The sequence below is a fragment of the Streptomyces sp. NPDC052114 genome, from assembly GCF_040680155.1.
In the GTDB taxonomy this organism is placed as follows: Bacteria; Actinomycetota; Actinomycetes; order Streptomycetales; family Streptomycetaceae; genus Streptomyces.
In genome coordinates, this window is sequence record NZ_JBFAWC010000027.1 from 1 (window position 1) to 20,479 (window position 20,479).

The window sequence follows — 20,479 nt, forward strand, 5'->3', positions numbered from 1 at the left end:
GCTCGGCTTCCGTGTCGGGGCTGTTCACATGAGGCTTCGCAGTCCGACCTCCAAGGCGAGTACATCGCACAGCAGGTCGGGGACGACCGGCGCGGTGCCGACGCCCGCCGCCGCCACGAGCACCACTCCCGCCACGCCCAGCGTGACCCGGCGGCGCCGCGCCGAGGTGCGGTGCTTGGCGGAGCCGGGCCGCGCCGCCCCGGAGGCCCGCGGCGCGCGGGCCGTGCCGCGCGCGCCGCCCGCCAGCTCGTCGGGGCCGGGGACGCGCATGGACGTGTGGGTGTCCCGGTTGGAGTCCGCGGACGCCGAGCCCGGCACCAGGGGCACCGCACCCCGCCGGGGCGCGGCCTCGCCCGCCGGCTCGGGCGCGGACTCCTCGTACGCCTCCTCGGCGGCGGAGTGCTCCGCGTCCGGCTCGTCGACGTCCAGCGGCGGCATCCCCGCGACCAGCGGCAGCAGCTCCCGCAGCCGCGCCCCCAGCTCGGAGGCGCGCAGCCGGGACGCGGGGGCCTTGGCCAGGCACTGGACGAGGAGCTGCCAGAGCTCCTCGGGGATGCCGGGGAGGGGGACCACCGTCTCCGTGACGTGCCGCCGCAGGACCGCGCCGGGGTGTCCGCCCCCGAAGGGGGTGAAGCCCGCGAGCAGCTCGTACAGGACCGTCGCGAGGGCGTAGATGTCGACGGCCGCGCGCGGGGGCAGGCCCTCGATGATCTCGGGGGCCAGGTAGTCGGGGGTGCCGATGATCTTCGTCGCGCGGGTGCGGCGCGGGGAGTCGATCAGCTTGGCGACACCGAAGTCGGTGAGGAGGGCGGGGTGCGAGCCGCCGGGGCCGAGGGGGCCCTGCATGTCCAGGAGGACGTTCTCGGGCTTGACGTCACGGTGCACGATGCCCGCGGCGTGCGCCGCGGCGAGCCCGTCGGCGACGTCCGCGACGATGGCGACCGCGGCCTCGGGGGCCAGGCGCCGCTCGCGGTCCAGGCGGGTCCGCAGGTCCGTGCCGCGGACGAGGTCCATGACGAGGGCCAGGTCGTTCCCGTCGACCACGAGGTCGTGGACGCCCACCACGCGCGGGTGGTCGAGGCTGAGCAGGGCCGTGCGCTCCTGGACGAAGCGGCCGACGAGTTCCTGGTCGGAGGCCAGGTCCTCGCGCAGCAGCTTGATGGCGACGGGCCCCTCGGGTCCCTCGCCCAGCCACACCGTGCCGGCGCTGCCACGGCCCAGGATCTGGTGGGCGGTGTACCGGCTGCCGATCTTGCGCGTCAAGACTGCTCCTACGGATGCGTGTTGGCGACAAAACTACGCGGCCTTGTCGCCAACCTTCACTCCGGGAGCAGAAATCACTCTGCAGATGTCGACAAATCCCCACGGTCGCGTGGGGATTGCCGCTAGTTGCCGTTGAGCTTTCCGAGCCACTCGCTGACCTTGTCGTACCCGTCCTTGATCTGGTCCCAGAAGCTCTTCGTCGACCCGATCCAGTCCTGCAACGGGCTGAACTCCCAGATCAGCCAGCTCGCCACGAAGAGGATGACGATCGTGAACAGGCAGCCCTTCAGGCAGCCGAGCCCCGGGATCTTCATCGGGTTGGCGCTGCGCCGGCGCGGCTCACGCGGTTCGCGCGCGGGGCGCGGCGCGGGCTGCTGGGGCGGCGGCGCCTGCGGGGGCGCGGCGTACTGCTGCGGCTGGTGCTGGGGCTGGTGCTGCTGCGGCGCGGGCGCGTACTGCTGCTGCCGCCGCTGTCCGCGCGGCTGCTGCGGCGCGTACTGCTGGGGGCGCTGCTGCGGCTGCTGCTGGGGCCGGGCCACCTGGCGCTGGGGGCGGCGGCGCAGCGGGTCGTCGTTCGGGTCCAAGTACGCCTGGTACTGGGTCTGTTCGTTGCGGTCGCGGGCCGCGGCCATCTGGTTCTGCCAGGGGTGCGGCTCGTTCGGGTCCGCCCCCGGCGCGTTCGGCGGGACCGGCGGCATGACCGCGGTCGGGTCGGCCGCGCCGCGGTTGTTGGGCAGCACGGACGTCGGGTCGGCGTCGCCGTGGCCGCCGGTGCTCTGCATGACGCTCGTCGCGGCGTTCGGGTCGTACGAGCCCGCGTTGCTCGGCAGGACCTGCGTGGGGTCGGCCGCGCCCGGGGTCTCCGGCACCTGGGCGGGCGCCGGGTCCGGCATGAGCAGGGCGCCCACGCCCTCCGCCGCGGCGATCTGCGCCGGGGTGGAGTGCACGCCGACGCCCTCGGCGACGGCGCGCAGGCCGCGGGCGAGGTTCTCGGCGCTGGGGCGGCGGTCGGGGTTCTTGTCGAGGCAGCGCTCGATGACCGTCCACAGCGGGTCCGGGACGGTCGAGGGGCGGCGCGGCTCGGCGCTCAGGTGCTGGTGCAGCACTTCGAGGGCGGAGCCGCCGCCGAAGGGGGGCCGGCCGGTGACGAGCTCGTACAGCAGGATTCCGGCGCCGTAGATGTCCACGGCGCTGGTCTGCGGACGGCCCTCGGCGGACTCCGGCGCGACGTACGCGGGCGTGCCGACGAACTCGTGGGTACGGGTCAGGCCCGGGGAGTCCGCGAGGCGCGCGATGCCGAAGTCGGTCAGCATCGGGTGCATCCCGGCGTCGTCCTGCTTGAGCAGCACGTTCGCGGGCTTGAGGTCGCGGTGCACGACGCCGTCCGCGTGGCTCGCGGCGAGCGCGTCGGCGATCTGCGCGGTCAGCAGGGCCGCCGCGACCGGCGTGAACGGGCCGTTCTCGCGGAGGTAGCGGTGCAGGTCGGGGCCGTCGACGAGGTCCATGACCAGGGCGAGGAGGTCGCCCTCGACGACCAGGTCCCTGGTGCGGACGATGTTCTCGTGCGTCAGCCTGAGCAGGACGGAACGCTCCCTGAGGAAGCGCATCACGACGTCCGCGTCGTTGGCGAGCTCCTCCTTGAGAACCTTGATCGCGACGGTCTCGCCGGGCTGGCCGGGGACGGCCGCCTCGGCACCCGCGGTCTCCCGCTGGCGGGCTCGCCAGACGGTGCCCGTGGCGCCGCGCCCGAGCGGCTCCTCGAGCAGGTACTTGCTGCCTACCGGCCGCACGTCATGCGCTCCCTGCTGGTGGTCCGAGTGTTCCGGCCCGCCGGCTTCCGGCCGGGGGCTTCGCGACCCCGTGCCGCCCGAGGGCGGCCCGAAGGTGTTCCGACCCACTGTAGTGCCGCCGAACGGGGCACCGGCCGGTCGGAATCCGCCCGAGCGCGGCGTTCCGGATCGCTGTTCGCAGGAAAGACGCTCACCCGCGGCCGTTGGTTGCCGGAACGCCCCGAATTGACCTTCACCCGAGCGTGGACCATCGGGTTCCGACGGGGTCCGCAACGGTCCAAGCAGGCACTTTTCCGAGCAGAGCCGACCAATCAAGATCACTTACTGGTGGCCGCCGGGCGTGTTGTCGGTGGCAAGTGCGAGGATGCCTCCAGTACTGGCCGACGTGCCCGTGTGCGGTGGGGGGAATCACAGCGCGTGTCCCCGTTGCCGGGCGCCCAGCGCAGAAGGGACCGCCGACGGCGATGCAGATCCGGCTGACCGTCCTCGGGCCGCGCAGCGGCCAGACCGAGCAGCAAGGCCGCCCCACGCCGACGACCGGCGCGCACGGCGCCTGTGACGTCCTGGTCACCGCCCCCGCGGGCACCGCGCTCGCCGCGGTCGCCTCGGGTCTCGCCACCGCCGTGGCGGGCGGCGAGGGCCCCCTCGTGCTGTACGCGGGCCCGGAGCGCCTGGACGCCCAACGCTGCACCCTCGGCGAGCCCCCCTTGATCGACGGCGCGGTGCTCTCGCTGGGCGCGCCCGCCGAGCCGGGGCCCGAACTGGCGGGCGCGGCGGCCCAGTTGCACGTGGTGGCGGGCCCGGACGCGGGCGGCGTCCATCTGCTGCACGGCGGCCAGATCCGCGTCGGCCGCTCCGCCGACACGGACGTCCCGCTGGACGACCCGGACGTCTCGCGGCTGCACTGCGCGGTCACGCTCGCCCAGGACGGCGGCGTCACGGTCACCGACCTCGGCTCGACGAACGGCACGTCGGTGGACGGCCGCGAGGTCACCGACCGCCCGGTGCGGCTCTCCCCCGGCTCCCTGCTGCGCATCGGCGAGTCGGCGCTGCGCCTGACGGACGGCGGGCACGGCCCGGCCGCCGGCGCGGACGGCACCCTGGCGACGGCCCCGGACGGCGAGGGCCACGTGCGCGTGCGGGCCGCCGAGGCCCCCGCGGAGGCGGTGCGCGCACCCTCCGGCGCCACCCACCACGCCTACGGCCCGGCGGGCTGGGCCACCCCGGCCGGCCCCGCCCCGGAGGGGGTGTCCGGTGCGCCGGATGCGTACGAAGCACCAGGGGCACCCGGCGGCCCCGGCGCGCCGGGTGCGCACGGCGCGTCCACACCGGCCGTCGCGCACCCCGGCGACGCGGCCGTCGTCCCGCACCAGGGCGGCGCGCCCGAGGCGGAGCGGGCCCGCACCGGCACACCCGCGCACGGGACGACCGTGCCGCGCGGCGTGCGCAGGCGCGGCGGCCTCTCGGCGTGGGCACGGCGGCTGACCGGCGGCAGGGACACCCAGGACGACGTGTACGGCGAGCCCGACGACCCCGACGAGGCGTACGCCTCCGGGGACCCCGGCGACGCCCGGCAGGCGGCGCCCTCCCCCGAGGACCTCGCCGTCGCCGAGGCGGCGCGGACCCCCGAGTCCTGGCCCGATCCGGCCGCCCTGCTGCTCACGGCGCTCGGTCCCGGCCCCCGCCTGTGGGAGCGCGGCCCCGGCCACCCCGAGTCGCTCGCGGTGCGGCTCGGCACGGTCGACCGGACCCTGCCCGCCCCGGACGGCCCGGAGGGGCTGCTGCCCGCCGTGCCCGTCACCGTCGGGCTGCGGGAGGCGGGCGCGCTCGGCCTCGCCGGGCCCCGGGACCGGCTGACCGGCCTGGCCAGGGCCGTCGTCGCCCAGCTCGCCGCGCTGCACTCCCCCGACCGCCTGGAGATCGTGCTGATCAGCACGGACCGGGCGCGCCCCGTGGCCGAGCGGACCGCCGCGTGGGGCTGGCTCGGCTGGCTCCCCCATCTGCGGCCCACCCACGGCCAGGACTGCCGCCTCCTCCTCGCGTACGACCGCGACCAGGCGGCGGCGCGTACGGACGAGCTGATCCGGCGCCTCGACGACCACATCGCCGACGGCGCGCGGGGCGGCACGGCCGCCTCCCGCACCGTCGTGGTCGTCGACGGCGACCCCGGGTCCGCCGGGGTGCGCGAGGCCACCGTGCGGCTCGCCGGTGAGGGCGCGCGCGCCGGGATCCACGTCGTCTGTCTCGCCGAGACCGCGGCGGCCTCGCCCGCGTCACCGGTCCTCGACACGTACGAGGCGGCCTGCACGGCGTCGCCCGCCTTCCGCGCGTGCGGTGCCGTGGCGCTGCTCAGCGGTGACGTGGCGACCGCGCTGCGGCTGATGCGGACGGCGGGCGGCCGTCCCGCGGGGCACGGCACCGTCGCCACCGTGGACGCGGTGTCGATGGCCTGGGCCGAGCGGTTCGCGCGCGCCCTCGCGCCGCTGCGGACGGACGGGACGGGCGGCGAGGGCCACGCGCGCGTGTCCGCGCCGCTGCCCCAAGCCGCCCGGCTCCTCGACGAGTTGGGGCTCGCCAGGGCCACTCCCGCCTCGCTGATGGCGCGGTGGGCCGCCGCGGGCGACGACCCCGACGCGCTCGGCGGGCGCGCCCTGGCGGTGCTCGGCGCGGGCCCGCGCGGGCCCGTCGTCGCGGACCTCGTCGCCGACGGGCCGCACCTGCTCGCCGAGGGTCCCGCGGGCAGCGGGCGCACGGAGCTCCTGCGGTCCGTCGCCGCGTCCCTGGCCGCCGCCGAGCGGCCCGACCGGCTGGGCATCGTGCTCGTCGACGGGCGGGACAGCGGCGGGGCGGGCGGCGGCGCCGGGAGCGCCGCGGGCCGGCAGGGCGCGGGGCTCTCCGTCTGTACGGACCTGCCGCACGTCACCACGCACCTCGTGGCCAACGACCCGGTCCGCATGCGGGAGTTCGCGCAGTCCCTGGCCGCGGAGCTGAAGCGGCGGGCCGAGCTGCTCGGCCGCCTCGGGTTCGCGGAGTGGCACACGCAGCGGGAGGTGTCGGGGCGGATGGTGGCGCAGCGGTCGCAGTCGTCCGCGGCGGTCGCCTCCGGGGCGGGTACGGGGGCCGGTGCGGGTACGAGGACGGGGTCCGGTGCGGGGGCCGGTGGGGCCGGTGCCGTGTCGCTGCCCGCGCAGGCGACCGACGGCGATCTCGACGCGCCGCCCAGTTCCACGATGCGGCTGCGGCCCGCGGCGGTGCGGCAGCGGGTGGACCCGGGGCCGCCGTTGCCCCGGCTCGTCGTGCTCGTCGACGACTTCGACGCGCTGCTCTCGCCCGCGCTCGGGTCTCCCGGGCGGCCCGCCGCCGGGTCGGTGGTCCGCGCGCTGGAGGCCGTCGCGCGGGACGGGGAGCGGCTCGGGGTGCATCTCGTGGCGGCCTCGGGGCGCAGTGAGCGGATGCCGGAGACCGAGCTGGGGCGGCGGGCCTCGCTGCGTGCGGTGCTGGACGCGGTGGCGGTGGGGCCGGAGGAACCTGCCCCGGGGCGGGGGGAGTTGCGGACGCCCGATGGGCGGGTGACCGCGTTCCAGGCGGGGCGGGTGACGGGGCGGATTCCTCGTACGGCCACGTTGCGGCCCACGGTGGTTCCTCTGGAGTGGGAGCGGATGGGGGATCCGCCGGCTCGGCGGCCCGTGCGGGAGCTGGGGAACGGGCCTACCGATCTGGCCTTGCTGGCCAGTGCGTTGGAGCGGGCGGCTCGGTCTGTCTCCGCCGATCAGGTCCCGTCACTTTTGTAGGTGCCGCCCCCGTGCCGGCGCTTGGTGCCTCACTTAGACGGGTCGCTGCCCGCAACACGGGCAAGTCGGCTCCACACAACGGTGGTAACTGGCTCAACACCTCTCATGACGCCACGTCACAACGCCATTACGATCAATGAGTTGACAGCGCAGGCCATCTTGCCGCTCCTCCCTGCGCGGGCGTAGACCAGAGCGCACGGGACTGGCCAGGGAAGAGAACGGGGCAGTGATGCGCAGCACTCTTCGTACACGCAGGGCACCGCTACATCGGCGTACCACCGCCAAGATCGCCGCGGCCGTCGTCGCGGGCTCTCTCGCGTTCACCGTCACCGCGTGCGGCGGCGATGACGACGACGGCGACGGAGGAGGCGACAAGAGCGGCGGCAAGGAATCGGCATCCTCGCTCCAACTGCCCAAGCTGGACGGGGAGAAGGTCTCCGTGGCCGCCGTGTGGGGCGGCGCGGAGCGCAAGGTGTTCCTGAAGGTTCTCGACGAGTTCGAGAAGCGGACCGGGGCCACGGTCTCCTTCGTGCCGGCGCAGGACCCCATCATCAGCTTCCTGGAGTCGAAGGTGGCGGGCGGGCAGCCGCCGGACGTCGCGATGCTGCCGCAGGTCGGCGCGATCGAGCAGGCCGTGGCGAACAAGTGGGCCAAGCCGGTCGGCACGGCGGCGCAGAAGCAGCTCGACAAGAACTACTCCCAGGGGTGGCAGGACCTCGGGGCCGTCGACGGCAAGCAGTACGGCGTGTACTTCAAGGCCGCCAACAAGTCGCTGGTCTGGTACAACACGCAGGTCTTCGAGAACGCGGGCGTCACGGCTCCCAAGACCTGGGGCCAGTTCATGAAGACCATGCAGACCGTCTACGACTCCGGTGTGCCGCCGATGTCAGTGGCGGGCGCCGACGCGTGGACCCTCACCGACTGGTTCGAGAACATCTACCTCTCGCAGTCGGGCCCGGAGAAGTACGACCAGCTCGCCCAGCACAAGATCAAGTGGACGGATCCGTCCGTCACGAAGGCGCTGACCACGCTCGGCCAGGTCTTCGGGACGAAGGGCTTCGTGGCGGGCGGCTCGAAGGGCGCGCTGCAGACCGAGTTCCCCGCGTCCGTGAAGCAGACGTTCACCGGCGGCGACCAGCCCAAGGCGGGCATGGTCTTCGAGGGCGACATGGTCTCGCTCGCGATCTCGGAGACCAAGGCCGAGGTGGGCACGGACGCCAAGGTGTTCCCCTTCCCGGCGGTCGGCTCCGACTCCCCCGCCGTGGTCGGCGGTGACGCGGCCGTCGCGCTGAAGGACACCAAGGGCGCGCAGGCGCTGCTGACCTTCCTGGGCTCGCCGGACGCGGGGAAGATCTGGGCGGAGGCGGGCGGCTTCATCTCGCCGAACAAGAACATGCCCATGTCCGCGTACCCGAACGACGTGCAGCGCAACATCGCCAAGGCGATGATCGCGGCCGGCGACGACGTCCGCTTCGACATGTCCGACCAGGCCCCGCAGTCCTTCGGCGGGACGCCGGGCAAGGGCGAGTGGAAGGCGTTGCAGGACTTCCTGAAGAACCCGAAGGACGTCGCGGGCACGCAGAAGGCGCTGGAGACGGCCGCCGCCAAGGCGTACAAGGACTGACGCGATGGCGTCCGCGAACACCGGGGGCGCGGCGAAGGCCGCGCCCCCGACTCCGCGCAAGAGCGTGACCGGCACCCGCAGGTCGGTGGCGGTGGTGTTCCTGCTGCCCGCCCTGGTGCTGCTCGGCGCGCTCGTCCTGTACCCCATCGGGTACTCGTTGTTCCGCAGCTTCTTCGACAAGTCGGGCGACTTCACGGCGTTCGGCAACTACAAGACGATGTTCACGGATGACAGCATCCGTACCGCCATCAAGAACAACGCGATCTGGGTGGTCGTGGCCCCCACGGTCGCGACCGCGCTCGGCCTGATCTTCGCCGTGCTCACCGAACGGGTGCGCTGGGGCACGGCGTTCAAGCTCATCATCTTCATGCCGATGGCGATCTCCATGCTCGCGGCGGGCATCATCTTCCGGCTCGTGTACGAGTCCGATCCCGACCGGGGCGTGGCGAACGCCGTCGTGGTGAGCGTGCACGACACGTTCGCCGAGTCGTCGGCGTTCCCCCAGGCGCATCCCGCGATGAACTCGCCCCTGAAGTCCGGGGGCGACGGCTCGTTCGTCACCAAGGAGCCGGTGCGGGCGGGCACCCCCGTGGTGCTTCCGCTGACCGGTGTGGCGCCGGACCAGATGCCGGACGACGCGAAGGCCGCCAAGGCCGCCGCGGCCGACCCGGCCCGGGTCACCGGAACGGCCTGGCAGGACTTCACGCGCGGCAAGGGCCGGGGCGAGCCCAACGCGCCCGACGCCGCCGAGTTCGGCTACCCCGGCATCAAGATCGAGGCCGTCAAGGACGGCAAGGTGGTGGCGTCCACCGAGGCGAAGGCCGACGGGACCTTCGCGCTGCCGAAGGCGGCCGACGGAGCCCAACTGCGCTATCCGGCCTCGAACTTCCGCGAGCCGTACAACGGCATCGAGTGGCTGGGCCCGACCCTGATCACGCCCTCGATCATCGGGTCCTACCTGTGGATGTGGGCGGGGTTCGCGATGGTCCTGATCGCGGCGGGCCTGGCGAGCGTGCCGCGTGAACTCCTGGAGGCGGCGCGGGTGGACGGCGCCAACGAGTGGCAGGTGTTCCGTCGTGTGACGGTGCCGCTGCTCGCCCCGGTCCTCGCCGTCGTCCTGGTCACGCTCGTCATCAACGTACTGAAGATCTTCGACCTGGTCTTCGTGATCCCGCCGGGCTCGTCCAAGGACGAGGCGAACGTCCTCGCGGTGCAGCTGTACAACTCGGCATTCGGCGACCAGGACGCGGGCGTGGCGAGCGCGATCGCCATGCTGCTCTTCCTACTGGTGATTCCCGTGATGCTCTTCAATGTCCGGCGGATGCGGCGGGAGGCACACCGGTGACGGCCCAGACCGAGATCGTCAAGGCCAAGCGGTCGGTGGGCGGGCGCATCGCCTCGGCCCTGGGCGGCACCGCGCTGCGCGTGTTCCTGGTGCTGGTCGGCCTGTTCTGGCTGGTGCCGACCATCGGGCTGCTGATCGGCTCGCTGCGCACCCCCGCCGACATGAGCGAGAGCGGCTGGTGGACCGTCTTCAGCGCGCCCTCGCAGCTGACGCTGGAGAACTACACCAACCTCCTCAAGGACGAGACGATCACCGACTCGATCCTGTCCAGCATCATGATCACCGTCCCGGCGACCCTGCTCGTCGTGATCATCGGCTCGCTCGCCGGATACGCCTTCGCGTGGATGGAGTTCCCGGGCCGCGACTGGTGGTTCATCGGTGTGGTGGGGCTGCTCGTCGTGCCGGTCCAGGTGGCGCTGCTGCCGGTCTCCAAGCTGTTCGGCGAGATCGGCATCTTCGAGACGACGATCGGCGTGATCGTCTTCCACGTGGCCTTCGGCCTGCCGTTCGCGATCTTCCTGCTGCGGAACTTCTTCGCGGAGATCCCGCGCGAACTCCTGGAGGCGGCGCGGCTGGACGGCGCGGGCGAACTGCGGCTGTTCGTCCGTGTCGTGCTGCCGCTGGGGGCGCCGGCGATCGCCTCGCTCGGCATCTTCCAGTTCCTGTGGGTCTGGAACGACATGCTGATCGCCCTGATCTTCGCCGACTCCGAGAACCCGCCGATCACGGTCGCGCTCCAGCAGCAGGTCCGGTTCTTCGGCGACAACGTGCAGATCCTGGCGCCCGGCGCGTTCATCTCGATGGTGATCCCGCTGGCCGTCTTCTTCGCGTTCCAGCGGCAGTTCGTGTCCGGCGTGATGGCGGGCGCCGTGAAGTGACGTGGAAGTGACGTGAAGTGGCGTGAAGTGGCGTACGGACAAAAGGGATCAAAAGGCTCACGCGAGTCAAGGGGATCAAAGGGATAAATGACAGGGGAGGCGGCCCTTCACCGGGCCGTCTCCTCGCGTCCATCCCCCGTATGCCACATCCGGCGTAACTCGATCACCGGTTCCGGCGTTCCCGGGCAGTCTGCCCGCGCCGACCCATGGATGTGCCTTGCCCCGGTTCAGTGTCATCGTCCCCGCGTACAAGGTCCAGGCCTACCTGCACGAGTGCCTGGAGTCCGTGCTGGAGCAGTCCTTCACCGACCTGGAGCTGATCGCGGTCGACGACTGCTCGCCGGACGCGAGCGGCGCGATCATCGACGAGTTCGCGGCCCGTGACCCGCGCGTGCAGGCCGTCCACCTGACGGAGAACGTCGGCCTCGGCCGGGCCCGCAACGCCGGCATGGCGCGCGCCACCGGCGACTACCTGATCTTCCTGGACAGCGACGACACCCTCACCCCCGGCTCCCTGCACGCGATCTCCGACCGCATCAAGGAGACCGACGAGCCGGACGTCATGATCTACGACTACGCCCGTACGCACTGGTCGGGCGAGGCCGTCCGCAACCAGTTCGCGGCCCAGCTCACCGAGGAGGGCCCGGCGCCCTTCCGGCTCGCCGACCGTCCCGGCCTGCTGAAGGTCCTGATGGTCGCCTGGAACAAGGCGCACCGCCGCGACTTCATCGAGCGCACGGGCTTCACCTTCCCGCCGGGGTACTACGAGGACACGCCCTGGACGTATCCGATCCTGATGGCGGCGGAGTCGATCTCCACCCTCGACCGGGTCTGCGTGCACTACCGGCAGCGGCGCCAGGGCAACATCCTGGGCACCACGAGCCGCAAGCACTTCGAGATCTTCGACCAGTACGACCGGGTCTTCGCGTTCCTCGACCAGCACCCCGAGCTCTCCGCGGCCTGGCGGCCCGTGCTGTTCCGGCGCATGGTCGACCACCTCTCGACGGTCTTCACCAAGCGGGGCAGGCTGCCGCGCGGCTCGCGCGCCGAGTTCCTGCGCAAGGCCCGCGCCCACTACCGCCGCTACCGCGTCGCGGGCGCCCGCGTGCCCGCGCGCACCCGGCTGCGGCACGGCCTGGTGCGGCTCGGCTCGCACCGCACCTACCGCGGTCTGTGGGCGGCGCTGCGGCTGCGGGCCCGCGCCGCGCGGTACGCGGCCACGGCCCGCCGGCGCGCCCGGGGCGCCCTGCTCCAGCTGCACTACCGCGTCCAGCTGCGGCTGCCCGTGCGCGACCACTGCGCCGTCTTCTCCTCGTACTGGGGGCGCGGCTACGGCTGCAACCCCGGCGCCCTGGAGGCCGCGATGCGCGAGCACGTGCCCGGCATCAGGACCGCGTGGATCGCCCATCCGCGCCACCACCACACGATCCCGACGGGCACGCGCAGACTGCGGCCGGGCACCGCCGCGTACTGGACGGCGCTGGCCCGCTCCAAGTACCTGGTGAACAACGTCAACTTCGACCGCAGGCTGGTCAAGCGGCCCGGCCAGGTCCTCGTCCAGACCCAGCACGGCACGCCCCTCAAGCACATGGGCCTGGACCTCCAGGACCGCCCGGCCGCCGCGCGCGGCACGGACTTCGCCACCCTCATGAAGAACGCCGACAAGTGGGACTACGTCCTGTCGGCCAACCGCCACTCGACGCTGGTGTGGGAGCGGGTCTTCCCCGCCGGGTACACCACGCTGGAGTACGGCTACCCCCGCAACGACCGCTTCCAGCAGGCCACGTCGGCCGAGGTGGCGCGGCTGCGCGAGAGCCTCGGCGTCCCGCACGGCGCCGTCGCCATCCTGTACGCGCCCACCCACCGCGACTACCGCCGCACCCAGCGCCTCACCCTCGACCTGACGCGGATGCTGCACACGCTGGGGCCCCGCTTCGTCGTCCTGACCCGCGCGCACCACTTCTACGACGCTCCCCTGGAGGAGAGTTCGGGCCGGGTCATCGACGTCTCCGACCACCCGAACATCGAGTCGCTCTGCCTCGCCTCGGATGCGCTGGTCACCGACTACTCGTCCCTGATGTTCGACTACGCCAACCTCGACCGGCCCATCGTGCTGTACCCGGACGACTGGGAGGCCTACGAGGCGGCCCGCGGCACCTACTTCGACGTGCGGGAGTTCCCGCCGGGCGCGGTCGCGCGCAGCGAGGACGAGCTGACCGACATCTTCGCCACCGGGCACTGGGCGGGCTCGCGCTCGGCGCAGCTGCGGCGGGCGTTCCGCGAGCGGTTCTGCGCGTACGACGACGGGCGCGCCGCCGAGCGGGTCGTACGCCGTGTCGTCCTCGGCGAGCAGAGCGGGCTGCCGTCCGTGGTGCCCCTGGAGGAGCGCCACCCGGCGCCCGCGGCCGCCGTCCCGCGGCAGGGCAGAGCGGCCTTCTCCGGTCTCCAGCACTCCCCGCATCCGTGATCCGCGTCGTGTGAACCACCATCGAGAGAGGCCGTCTTGTCGCGCTTCAGCATCATCGTCCCCACCCATGACGTACCGGGGCGGCTCGCCGACTGCCTCGCCTCGGTGCTCGGGCAGTCCTTCGCCGACCTCGAAGTGATCGCCGTGGTCGACTCCCTCGACGCGGACGCGGACCAGGGCTCCGCGATCGCGGCCGAGCACGCGGAGCGCGACCCACGGGTGCGCCGCACGCAGTCCCCGCCCGGTGACGGCCTGCCGGGGGCGCGGAACGCGGGGACGCGCGCGGCCGAGGGCGACTACCTGCTGTTCCTCGACGGGGACGACACCCTCACGCCGGGCACGCTCGCGGCGCTCGACGCCCGGCTGGCCCAGGCCGGTGAGCCCGATCTGCTGCTCTTCGACCACGAGCGCGTGCACTGGTTCGAGGGCGGCCGGGGTCCGGCGCTGACCCGGCTGTGGCAGGACGCGCCGCGGGGCACCTTCACGGCGGCCGGGCACGCGGCGCTGCCCGATCCGCTGGTGCCGGCCTTCTCCGCCGCCTGCCGGCGCTCCTTCGTGACCCGGCACGGCCTGTCCTTCGCGCCCGGCATGTTCACGGACACGGTGTGGAGCGTGCAGACCGCGCTGCGGGCCGAGCGGATCGCGGTCCTCGACCGGGTGTGCGTACGCCACCTGCTGCGCCGCCAAGGAGCGCGCAACCGGATCGCCGGGGCCCATCACCTGGAGCTGCTCGACCAGTTCGGGCGGGCGATGGCGGGGGCCGTGGAGCTCGGGGTGGAGGCGCCGGTCCTCGCGCGGCTCTTCCGCAGGCTCACGCACGAGGTCCTCAGGACGGCGTCGCTGCCCGCGCGGCTGCCGTCCGGGCGGCTGCGGCGGCGCTTCTTCCGGCAGGCCACGCGGCTGTACCGGCTGCACAGGCCCGAGGGGTTCCGCCCGCCCGCGGGGAGCCTCGGGGTGCAGCACCGGCTCCTCGCGTCCGGCGCCTACGGCGCGTTCTGTCTGCTGCGGGGCCTCAAGTCCCGCGCGCACAGGGTGGTTTCGACGCTGCGGCGTTACCAGGAGAAGCTCGCGCGGCGGCTCCCGGGCGCCGACGTCTACGCCGCCTTCCTGAAGCAGCCCGTCGACGAGAACCTCGCGGTGTTCTCCGCGTACTGGGGCCGCGGCTACACCTGCAATCCGGCCGCCATCCACGCCAAGGCCCGCGAGCTGGCCCCGCACATCCGCTCTGTGTTCCTGGTCGACGAGGAGCACGCGGACCGGATGCCGGACGGCGTGGAGTACGCGGTCACCGGCAGCCGCCGCTACTGGGAGGTGATGGCGCGGGCCAAGTACACCTTCAACAACGTCAACTTCGAGGGCCGCGTCAAGAAGCGCCCCGGCACCGTGCACGTCCAGACCCAGCACGGCACTCCGCTCAAGCACATGGGCGTCGACCAGGCCGCTTACCCGGCCGCCGCCGCGGGCATCGGCCCCTTCGGCAAGATGCTGGCCCGCACCGACCGCTGGGACTACAACCTCTCCGCCAACCGGCACTCCACCGAGGTCTGGGAGCGCGCCTTCCCCAGCGGCTTCGAGCAGCTGGAGTACGGCTATCCGCGCAACGACGCGTACTACACCTCGACCGCCGACGACGTCCGCAGGGTCCGCCGCGCACTGGGCGTGGCCGAGGACCGGACCGCGGTCCTGTACGCGCCCACGCACCGCGACTACCGCGAGGGCTTCGCGGCGCAGCTGGACCTCGCGGCGTTCTGCGCGGCGCTCGACGACTCGTACGTGGTGCTGCTGCGCGCCCACCACTTCTACGAGGGCTCCCCGGGCCTCGAAGAGGCCGTGCGCTCGGGCAGGTTGATCGACGTGACCGCGCACCGCTCGACGGAGGAGATCTGTCTGGCGGCGGACGCGCTGATCACCGACTACTCGTCGATCATGTTCGACTACGCCAACCTGGACCGGCCCATCGTCGTGTACGCCGACGACTGGGACGTCTACCGCGAGTCGCGGGGCGTCTACTTCGACCTGCCCGCGAACCCGCCCGGTCCGGTGGCCGCCACGCTGGAGGAGCTCGTCGGGATCTTCCGCGGCGGCGCCCTGCACGGGGAGCGCTCACGGCAGCGACGGGCCGCGTTCCGCGAGCGGTTCTGCGCCTTCGACGACGGGCACGCCGCCGAGCGCGTGGTGCGCCGGGTGCTGCTCGGCGAGGAGCCCGGGGCGATCCTGCCGCCGATGCCGCTGCACGTCCGGGTGCCCGCCCCGGCCCCGGCCCGCGCGCTCGCGCACTGAACCCCGCCGGCCCACCGGCGAGGCCGGGCGACCCGCGCCCGCTGTCCACATCCGTCACGACCCGTGGAATCACCGTGCCCCGTTTCAGCATCATCGTCCCCGCCTACCAGGTCCAGGGTTTCCTGCGCGAGTGCCTCGACTCGGTGCTCGACCAGTCCTTCACGGACTTCGAGGTCATCGCCGTGAACGACTGCTCGCCCGACGGCTGCGGGGCGATCATCGACGAGTACGCGGCGCGCGACGAGCGGGTGAAGGCGGTGCACCTGGCGGAGAACGTCGGGCTCGGCCGGGCCCGCAACGCCGGCCTGCCGCACGCCCGGGGCGACTACCTGCTCTTCCTCGACAGCGACGACAGCTACACGCCCGGCACCCTGGAGGCGCTCGCCCACCGCCTGGACACCGCGGGCGACCCCGACGTCCTGATCTTCGACTACGCGCGCACCCACTGGTGGGGCGGCTTCCACCGCAACATCATGCACGGCATCCTCGGCGCCGCAGGGGACTCCGTGTTCACCGCCGCCGAACGCCCCGAGTTCCTCGACCTGATCATGGTCGTGTGGAACAAGGCGTACCGCAGGGACTTCACCGAGCGGCACGGCTTCGCCTTCCCGCCCGGCTACTACGAGGACACCCCCTGGACCTTCCCTGTGATGCTGTCGGCGGAGCGCGTCGCCGTGCTCGACCGGGTCTGTCTGCTCTACCGCCAGCGCCGCCAGGGCAACATCCTGCGCACCACGAGCCGCAAGCACTTCGACATCCTCGACCAGTACGAGCGGGTCTTCTCCTTCGTCGACGCGCGCCCCGAACTGGCCGACTGGCGGCCCTATCTGCACCGCCGCATGGCCGAGCACTGCATGGAGATCCTCGGCAAGAACAACCGGCTGCCCGACCGCGACAAGCCCGAGTTCTACCGGCTGTCCGCCGAGGCCTTCCGCCGCCACCGCCCCGCCGGCTTCACGCTCCCGAGGAGCACGCACCGCACCGCGCTGCGGCTGCTGTCCGGCGCGCCCTACGCGCTGTTCGCCGCGCACCGCAGGTGCCGCGCCGCGCTCGGGACGCTGCGCAAGCGCAGGGCGAAGCTCCGCAGGCGCGCGTCCCTGCGGTTCAAGCGGACCGTGCACGCCCTCCTCGCGCTGCGCCCCCTGGACCCGCACCTGGCCGTGTACTCCGCCTCCCACCACCGGGGCGTCCTCGGCGACCCGGCCGCCATCCACGAGCGGGCCCGGCAACTCGCCCCGCACATCAGGAGCGTGTGGGTGGTGCGCCCCGACGCGGTGGACACGCTGCCGCCCGGCATCGACCACGTCGTGCCGAACTCGCTGCGCTACTGGACGACCGTCGCCCGTGCCACGTACTTCGTGAACAACGTCAACTGGGCGCACGAGCTGGTCAAACGCCCCGGCTCCGTGCACCTGCACACCCACCAGGGCACCCCGCTCAAGCACATGGGCCTGGACCTGCTCGGCCACCCGGCCGCCACCCACCGGCTCAACGTCCGCGCCATGCTGCGCCGTTGCGACCGCTGGGACTACAGCCTGGCCGCCAACGCGCACTCCGAGCGGGTCTGGGACCGCGCCTACCCCTGCCACTTCGCCTCGCTGCCCTCGGGCAGCCCGCGCAACGACGTCCTCTTCTCCGCCGACCCCGCGCACGGCGCGCAGGTCCGGCGCCGCCTCGGCGTGCCGCAGGGCGACACCGTCGTGCTCTACGCGCCCACCCAGCGCGACCACCACGTGACCGGCTACGTCCGGCGCGTGGACCTGGAGGCGTTCACGCGGGCGCTCGGCCCCGGCCACACCGTCCTGGTGCGGCTGCACCCCTCGCTGGCCAAGCACCCCGTGCGCGGTCTGGAACTGGCCGACCTGGCCCGCCGCGGGCTGCTTCTCGACGTCACCGACGAGCCCTCCGTGGAGGACCTGATGCTCGCCTCCGACGTGCTCGTGACGGACTACTCCTCCCTGATGTTCGACTACGCGCACCTGGACCGCCCGATCGTCCTGCACGCCGACGACTGGGAGACGTACCGGGCCAACCGCGGGGTCTACTTCGACGTGCGGGCCGAGCCACCGGGCCATGTGTCCACCGACACCGCGCAGCTGGCGGGCCTGTTCCGCAGCGGCGCCTACGCCGACGAGCGGGCGGCGCGGCTGCGGGCCGCCTTCCGCGAGCGGTTCCGCGGATACGACGACGGGCACGCCGCCGCCCGCGTGGTCAGCCGGATCATGCTCGGCGAGCCGCCCGCCACGGCGATCCCCGCCCAGGACGCGGGCCGCGCCGCGCAGCCCGCCGTCGGCCTGCTGGACGGAGGCCGGTCATGACGGGCACCATCCCCCGCCCCGCCACCGAACCCGGCCTCGACGGATCCCCCGCCGCCTCGCGCCGGCGCCGGGTGCTGCCCGACGCCTGCGCCGCCGTCCTCGGCACCGCCCTCATCGGCACCCAGGGCGCGCGGCTGGGCCAGTGGCTGGTCGACGACGCGGCGATCACCTTCGCGTACGCGCGCAGCATCGACGAGGGCCTCGGCCCCGTCCAGCAGGCGGGCTCGCCGCCCGTGGAGGGCTACTCCAACCCGTCGTGGCTGGTGCTGCTGCTCGCCGGGCGGCGGCTCGGGCTCTTCGACCACCGGGCCTACTTCGGCGTCCCCGACCTCGTGCTCTACCCCAAGCTGCTCGGCCTGCTGTGCGCGCTCGGCATCCTGCTCGCCGTCGGCTGGGCGGCGCGGCACATGGTCGGGCACTCCTGGGCGGTGGTCGCGCTCGCCGGGGTGCTGCTCGCCTCGAACGTCTCCTTCGTCGCCTGGATGTTCTCGGGCCTGGAGAATCCGCTGTACGCGCTCGCGGCGACCGCGCTGGCCGCCGTGCTCGCCCGCGCGGCGGTCGGCGGCACCCTGCTGGGACGGGGGCCCGCGGTGGCTGCCGGGCTGCTCGCGCTGCTCGCCGCGCTGACCCGGCCCGACGGCGCGGTGCTCGCCGCGGTCCACCCGCTGCTGCTCCTCCTGTACGTGACGAAGGCGCGGCTGCTGCCCTCGCTGCGGACGGCGGCGCTCGGCGCGGCGGTGTTCCTGCTGCCGTACGGGGCCTTCCTCGGGTGGCGGTACGCGCTGTTCGGGCGGCTCGTGCCGAACACCGCGGTGGCCAAGGCCCAGCAGCCGCCGACCCTCGAACTCTTCGCCGGGACCGGTGAGCTGCTCTCCTTCGCGGGGTGGACGGCGGTGCTCGTCTCGGCGGCCGTCGTCGGAGTGGTGCTCGGCCGTCCCGGGCCGGCGCGCGCCGGGCTCGTCGCGGTGCTCCTGCCGCTGGCGCTCACCCTGTCGGCGTTCGGAGTGCTCAAGCCCGACTGGATGGGCATGTACCGCTTCGCCACACCGGTGTGGGCGCTGGCCGCCCTCGCGGTGTGCGTGGCCACCGTCGCGCTGGTCGAGAGCGGGCCGGTCCGCGCCCGCGCCGTCACCGCCGTCGCGGTGTGCGGGGCGCTGGCCCTGGCGTGGGGCGGGCAGCGCGAGCGGGCCGCCGAGTTCCGCGCGCACCCGACGCTGCCGATGTGCGTGGTCGTGGACCGCTACGGCGCGACGTTCAACGAGTACGCGGACCGGCTCGGCCTGAAGAACGCCAGCTTCCTCACCCCCGACCTCGGCGGCACGCTGCTCACCAGCGATCTGGTGGTGCAGGACCTGGCGGGGCTCACCGAGCCGGACCTGGCCGACGCGTTCGCCGCCGAGGACATGGCGGCGCTGCGGGCCCATGTGTTCGGCACGCTCCGGCCGACGCTGGTGCACGCCCACGGGTACTGGGCGACCTACCCCGGCCTGACGCCCCGGCGGATGGCCGCGGAGGGCTATCTGCGGCTGTACACGGAGCGGAGCAGGCACGGGGACGGCGGCGACTGGGTGCGGGCCGACGCCGTCAAGGATCCCCGGCGGCTCGCCGCGACGCGCGCGTGGGCCAAGCGCGAGGTCGGCCGGATCCTGCGCGAGCAGGAGGCGGGCCGGCGCGGCGGCTGCGGCGAGGTCTTCCGCCCCGGACAGCGGCTGTAGCGCCCGCCCCTCCCCCTACGTACGCCCTTCCCTTCCCCCCACCCCAAGGAGTGACGACCATGAGCCCCACCGAGACCGCCCTGCCCAAGCCCGCCACGCTCGACGAGGTGCCGGGCTGGTTCCACCGGCTCGACCAGCAGCTGTTCGCGTTCTTCCTGGAGGCCACCGCCGAGCGCGGCGGCGACGTCCTGGAGATGGGCTGTTACCTCGGCAAGTCCACGATCGTGATGGGACGTCACGTCCAGAAGGGCGAGAACTTCACGGTCTGCGACCTGTTCGGGGACGAGTCCCAGGGCACGTACAGCCGCGAGGAGACCCGGGACTTCTACCAGAAGACGCTGTCCCTGCGGGCCTTCGAGAACAACTACCTGGCCTTCCACGACGAGCTGCCCACGATCGTGCAGGGCCGCACCAACGTGCTCGCCGACGCCATCCCCGCGGACAGCTGCCGCTTCATCCACATCGACGCCTCGCACATGTACGAGGACGTCAGCGTCGACATCGAGACCACCCGCAAGATCCTGCGCCCCTACGGCGTCGTCTCCCTCGACGACTACCGCACCGAGCACACGCCGGGCGTCTCCGCCGCCGTCTGGGAGGCGGTCTTCAACAAGGGCATGCGGCCGGTGTGCGTGTCGGGCAGCAAGATGTACGCGACCTGGGGCGAGACCGCCGACCTCCAGGAGCGGCTGCGCGCGTGGGCCGGGACCGTGCCGACCTGCACGGTGAGCGAGGACCTCATCGACGGCGAGGCGGTGCTGCGCCTGACCGCGAAGAAGCCGAAGCCGGCCCCGAAGCCGGCGGCCGGGGCGGCCCCCGCGCCGGCCGCGAAGGCGATCCCCCCGCAGGGCGCGCCCAAGGCCTCGCCCCGCCCCGCGAAGCGGCCCCTGGGCCGCCGCATCGCGGTGAACCTGCTGCCGCCGGTGATCACGCGGGCGGTGCGGCGGATCAAGCGGGGCTGAGGCGACCGCCGCGAGAATGGCGTAGCTGCGCGAGAGGTCCGGGGCC

The 20,479-nt window shown here is 73.4% G+C and carries 11 protein-coding genes; 9 read left to right on the forward strand and 2 right to left on the reverse strand.

Annotated elements, in window-relative coordinates; all coding sequences use genetic code 11:
- Positions 1-24 precede the first annotated feature (24 nt).
- The gene (locus AB0L89_RS37610; RefSeq protein ID WP_365151822.1) at positions 25-1,263 is read right to left on the reverse strand and encodes a serine/threonine-protein kinase; all 1,239 of its coding nucleotides are present in this window, start codon (positions 1,261-1,263) and stop codon (positions 25-27) included.
- Between the two features lie 122 nt (positions 1,264-1,385).
- Positions 1,386-3,053, reverse strand: coding sequence for a protein kinase (locus tag AB0L89_RS37615; RefSeq protein ID WP_365151824.1), 1,668 nt, complete (start codon positions 3,051-3,053; stop codon positions 1,386-1,388).
- A gap of 464 nt (positions 3,054-3,517) precedes the next feature.
- On the opposite strand from AB0L89_RS37615, the gene AB0L89_RS37620 reads away from it, so the two are divergent.
- From AB0L89_RS37620 to AB0L89_RS37660, 9 genes are all read left to right on the forward strand, one after another.
- On the forward strand, positions 3,518-6,844 hold the full coding sequence (locus AB0L89_RS37620) for an FHA domain-containing protein (RefSeq protein WP_365151826.1): 3,327 nt from the start codon (positions 3,518-3,520) through the stop codon (positions 6,842-6,844).
- Positions 6,845-7,073: 229 nt separating this feature from the next.
- Complete coding sequence (locus AB0L89_RS37625) at positions 7,074-8,468, forward strand: ABC transporter substrate-binding protein (RefSeq protein ID WP_365151828.1); 1,395 nt, start codon at positions 7,074-7,076, stop codon at positions 8,466-8,468.
- 4 nt (positions 8,469-8,472) lie between these two features.
- On the forward strand, positions 8,473-9,813 hold the full coding sequence (locus AB0L89_RS37630; RefSeq protein WP_365151830.1) for a sugar ABC transporter permease: 1,341 nt from the start codon (positions 8,473-8,475) through the stop codon (positions 9,811-9,813).
- Complete coding sequence (locus AB0L89_RS37635) at positions 9,810-10,691, forward strand: carbohydrate ABC transporter permease (RefSeq protein WP_365151832.1); 882 nt, start codon at positions 9,810-9,812, stop codon at positions 10,689-10,691. The genes AB0L89_RS37630 and AB0L89_RS37635 overlap by 4 nt, the downstream gene beginning before the upstream one ends.
- Before the next feature lie 217 nt (positions 10,692-10,908).
- Positions 10,909-13,158, forward strand: coding sequence for a CDP-glycerol glycerophosphotransferase family protein (locus tag AB0L89_RS37640; protein ID WP_365151834.1), 2,250 nt, complete (start codon positions 10,909-10,911; stop codon positions 13,156-13,158).
- 36 nt (positions 13,159-13,194) lie between these two features.
- Positions 13,195-15,438 (forward strand): bifunctional glycosyltransferase family 2 protein/CDP-glycerol:glycerophosphate glycerophosphotransferase, encoded by a 2,244-nt coding sequence (locus tag AB0L89_RS37645; protein ID WP_365151836.1) that lies wholly within the window; start codon positions 13,195-13,197, stop codon positions 15,436-15,438.
- Positions 15,439-15,512: 74 nt separating this feature from the next.
- Entirely contained in the window at positions 15,513-17,756 is a 2,244-nt protein-coding gene (locus AB0L89_RS37650) for a CDP-glycerol glycerophosphotransferase family protein (protein ID WP_365151838.1), read from the forward strand.
- Positions 17,753-19,471, forward strand: a complete 1,719-nt coding sequence (locus tag AB0L89_RS37655) for a hypothetical protein (protein ID WP_365151840.1) — start codon at positions 17,753-17,755, stop codon at positions 19,469-19,471. The genes AB0L89_RS37650 and AB0L89_RS37655 overlap by 4 nt, the downstream gene beginning before the upstream one ends.
- Before the next feature lie 59 nt (positions 19,472-19,530).
- Positions 19,531-20,433 (forward strand): class I SAM-dependent methyltransferase, encoded by a 903-nt coding sequence (locus tag AB0L89_RS37660; protein ID WP_365151842.1) that lies wholly within the window; start codon positions 19,531-19,533, stop codon positions 20,431-20,433.
- Positions 20,434-20,479: the final 46 nt, after the last annotated feature.

Bases quoted from the DNA above. Each gene is read 5' to 3' on its own strand.
- AB0L89_RS37620 (WP_365151826.1), top strand. From the start codon at position 3,518: ATGCAGATCCGGCTGACCGTCCTCGGGCCGCGCAGCGGCCAGACCGAG.
- AB0L89_RS37625 (WP_365151828.1), top strand. From the start codon at position 7,074: ATGCGCAGCACTCTTCGTACACGCAGGGCACCGCTACATCGGCGTACC.
- AB0L89_RS37630 (WP_365151830.1), top strand. From the start codon at position 8,473: ATGGCGTCCGCGAACACCGGGGGCGCGGCGAAGGCCGCGCCCCCGACT.
- AB0L89_RS37655 (WP_365151840.1), top strand. From the start codon at position 17,753: ATGACGGGCACCATCCCCCGCCCCGCCACCGAACCCGGCCTCGACGGA.
- AB0L89_RS37660 (WP_365151842.1), top strand. From the start codon at position 19,531: ATGAGCCCCACCGAGACCGCCCTGCCCAAGCCCGCCACGCTCGACGAG.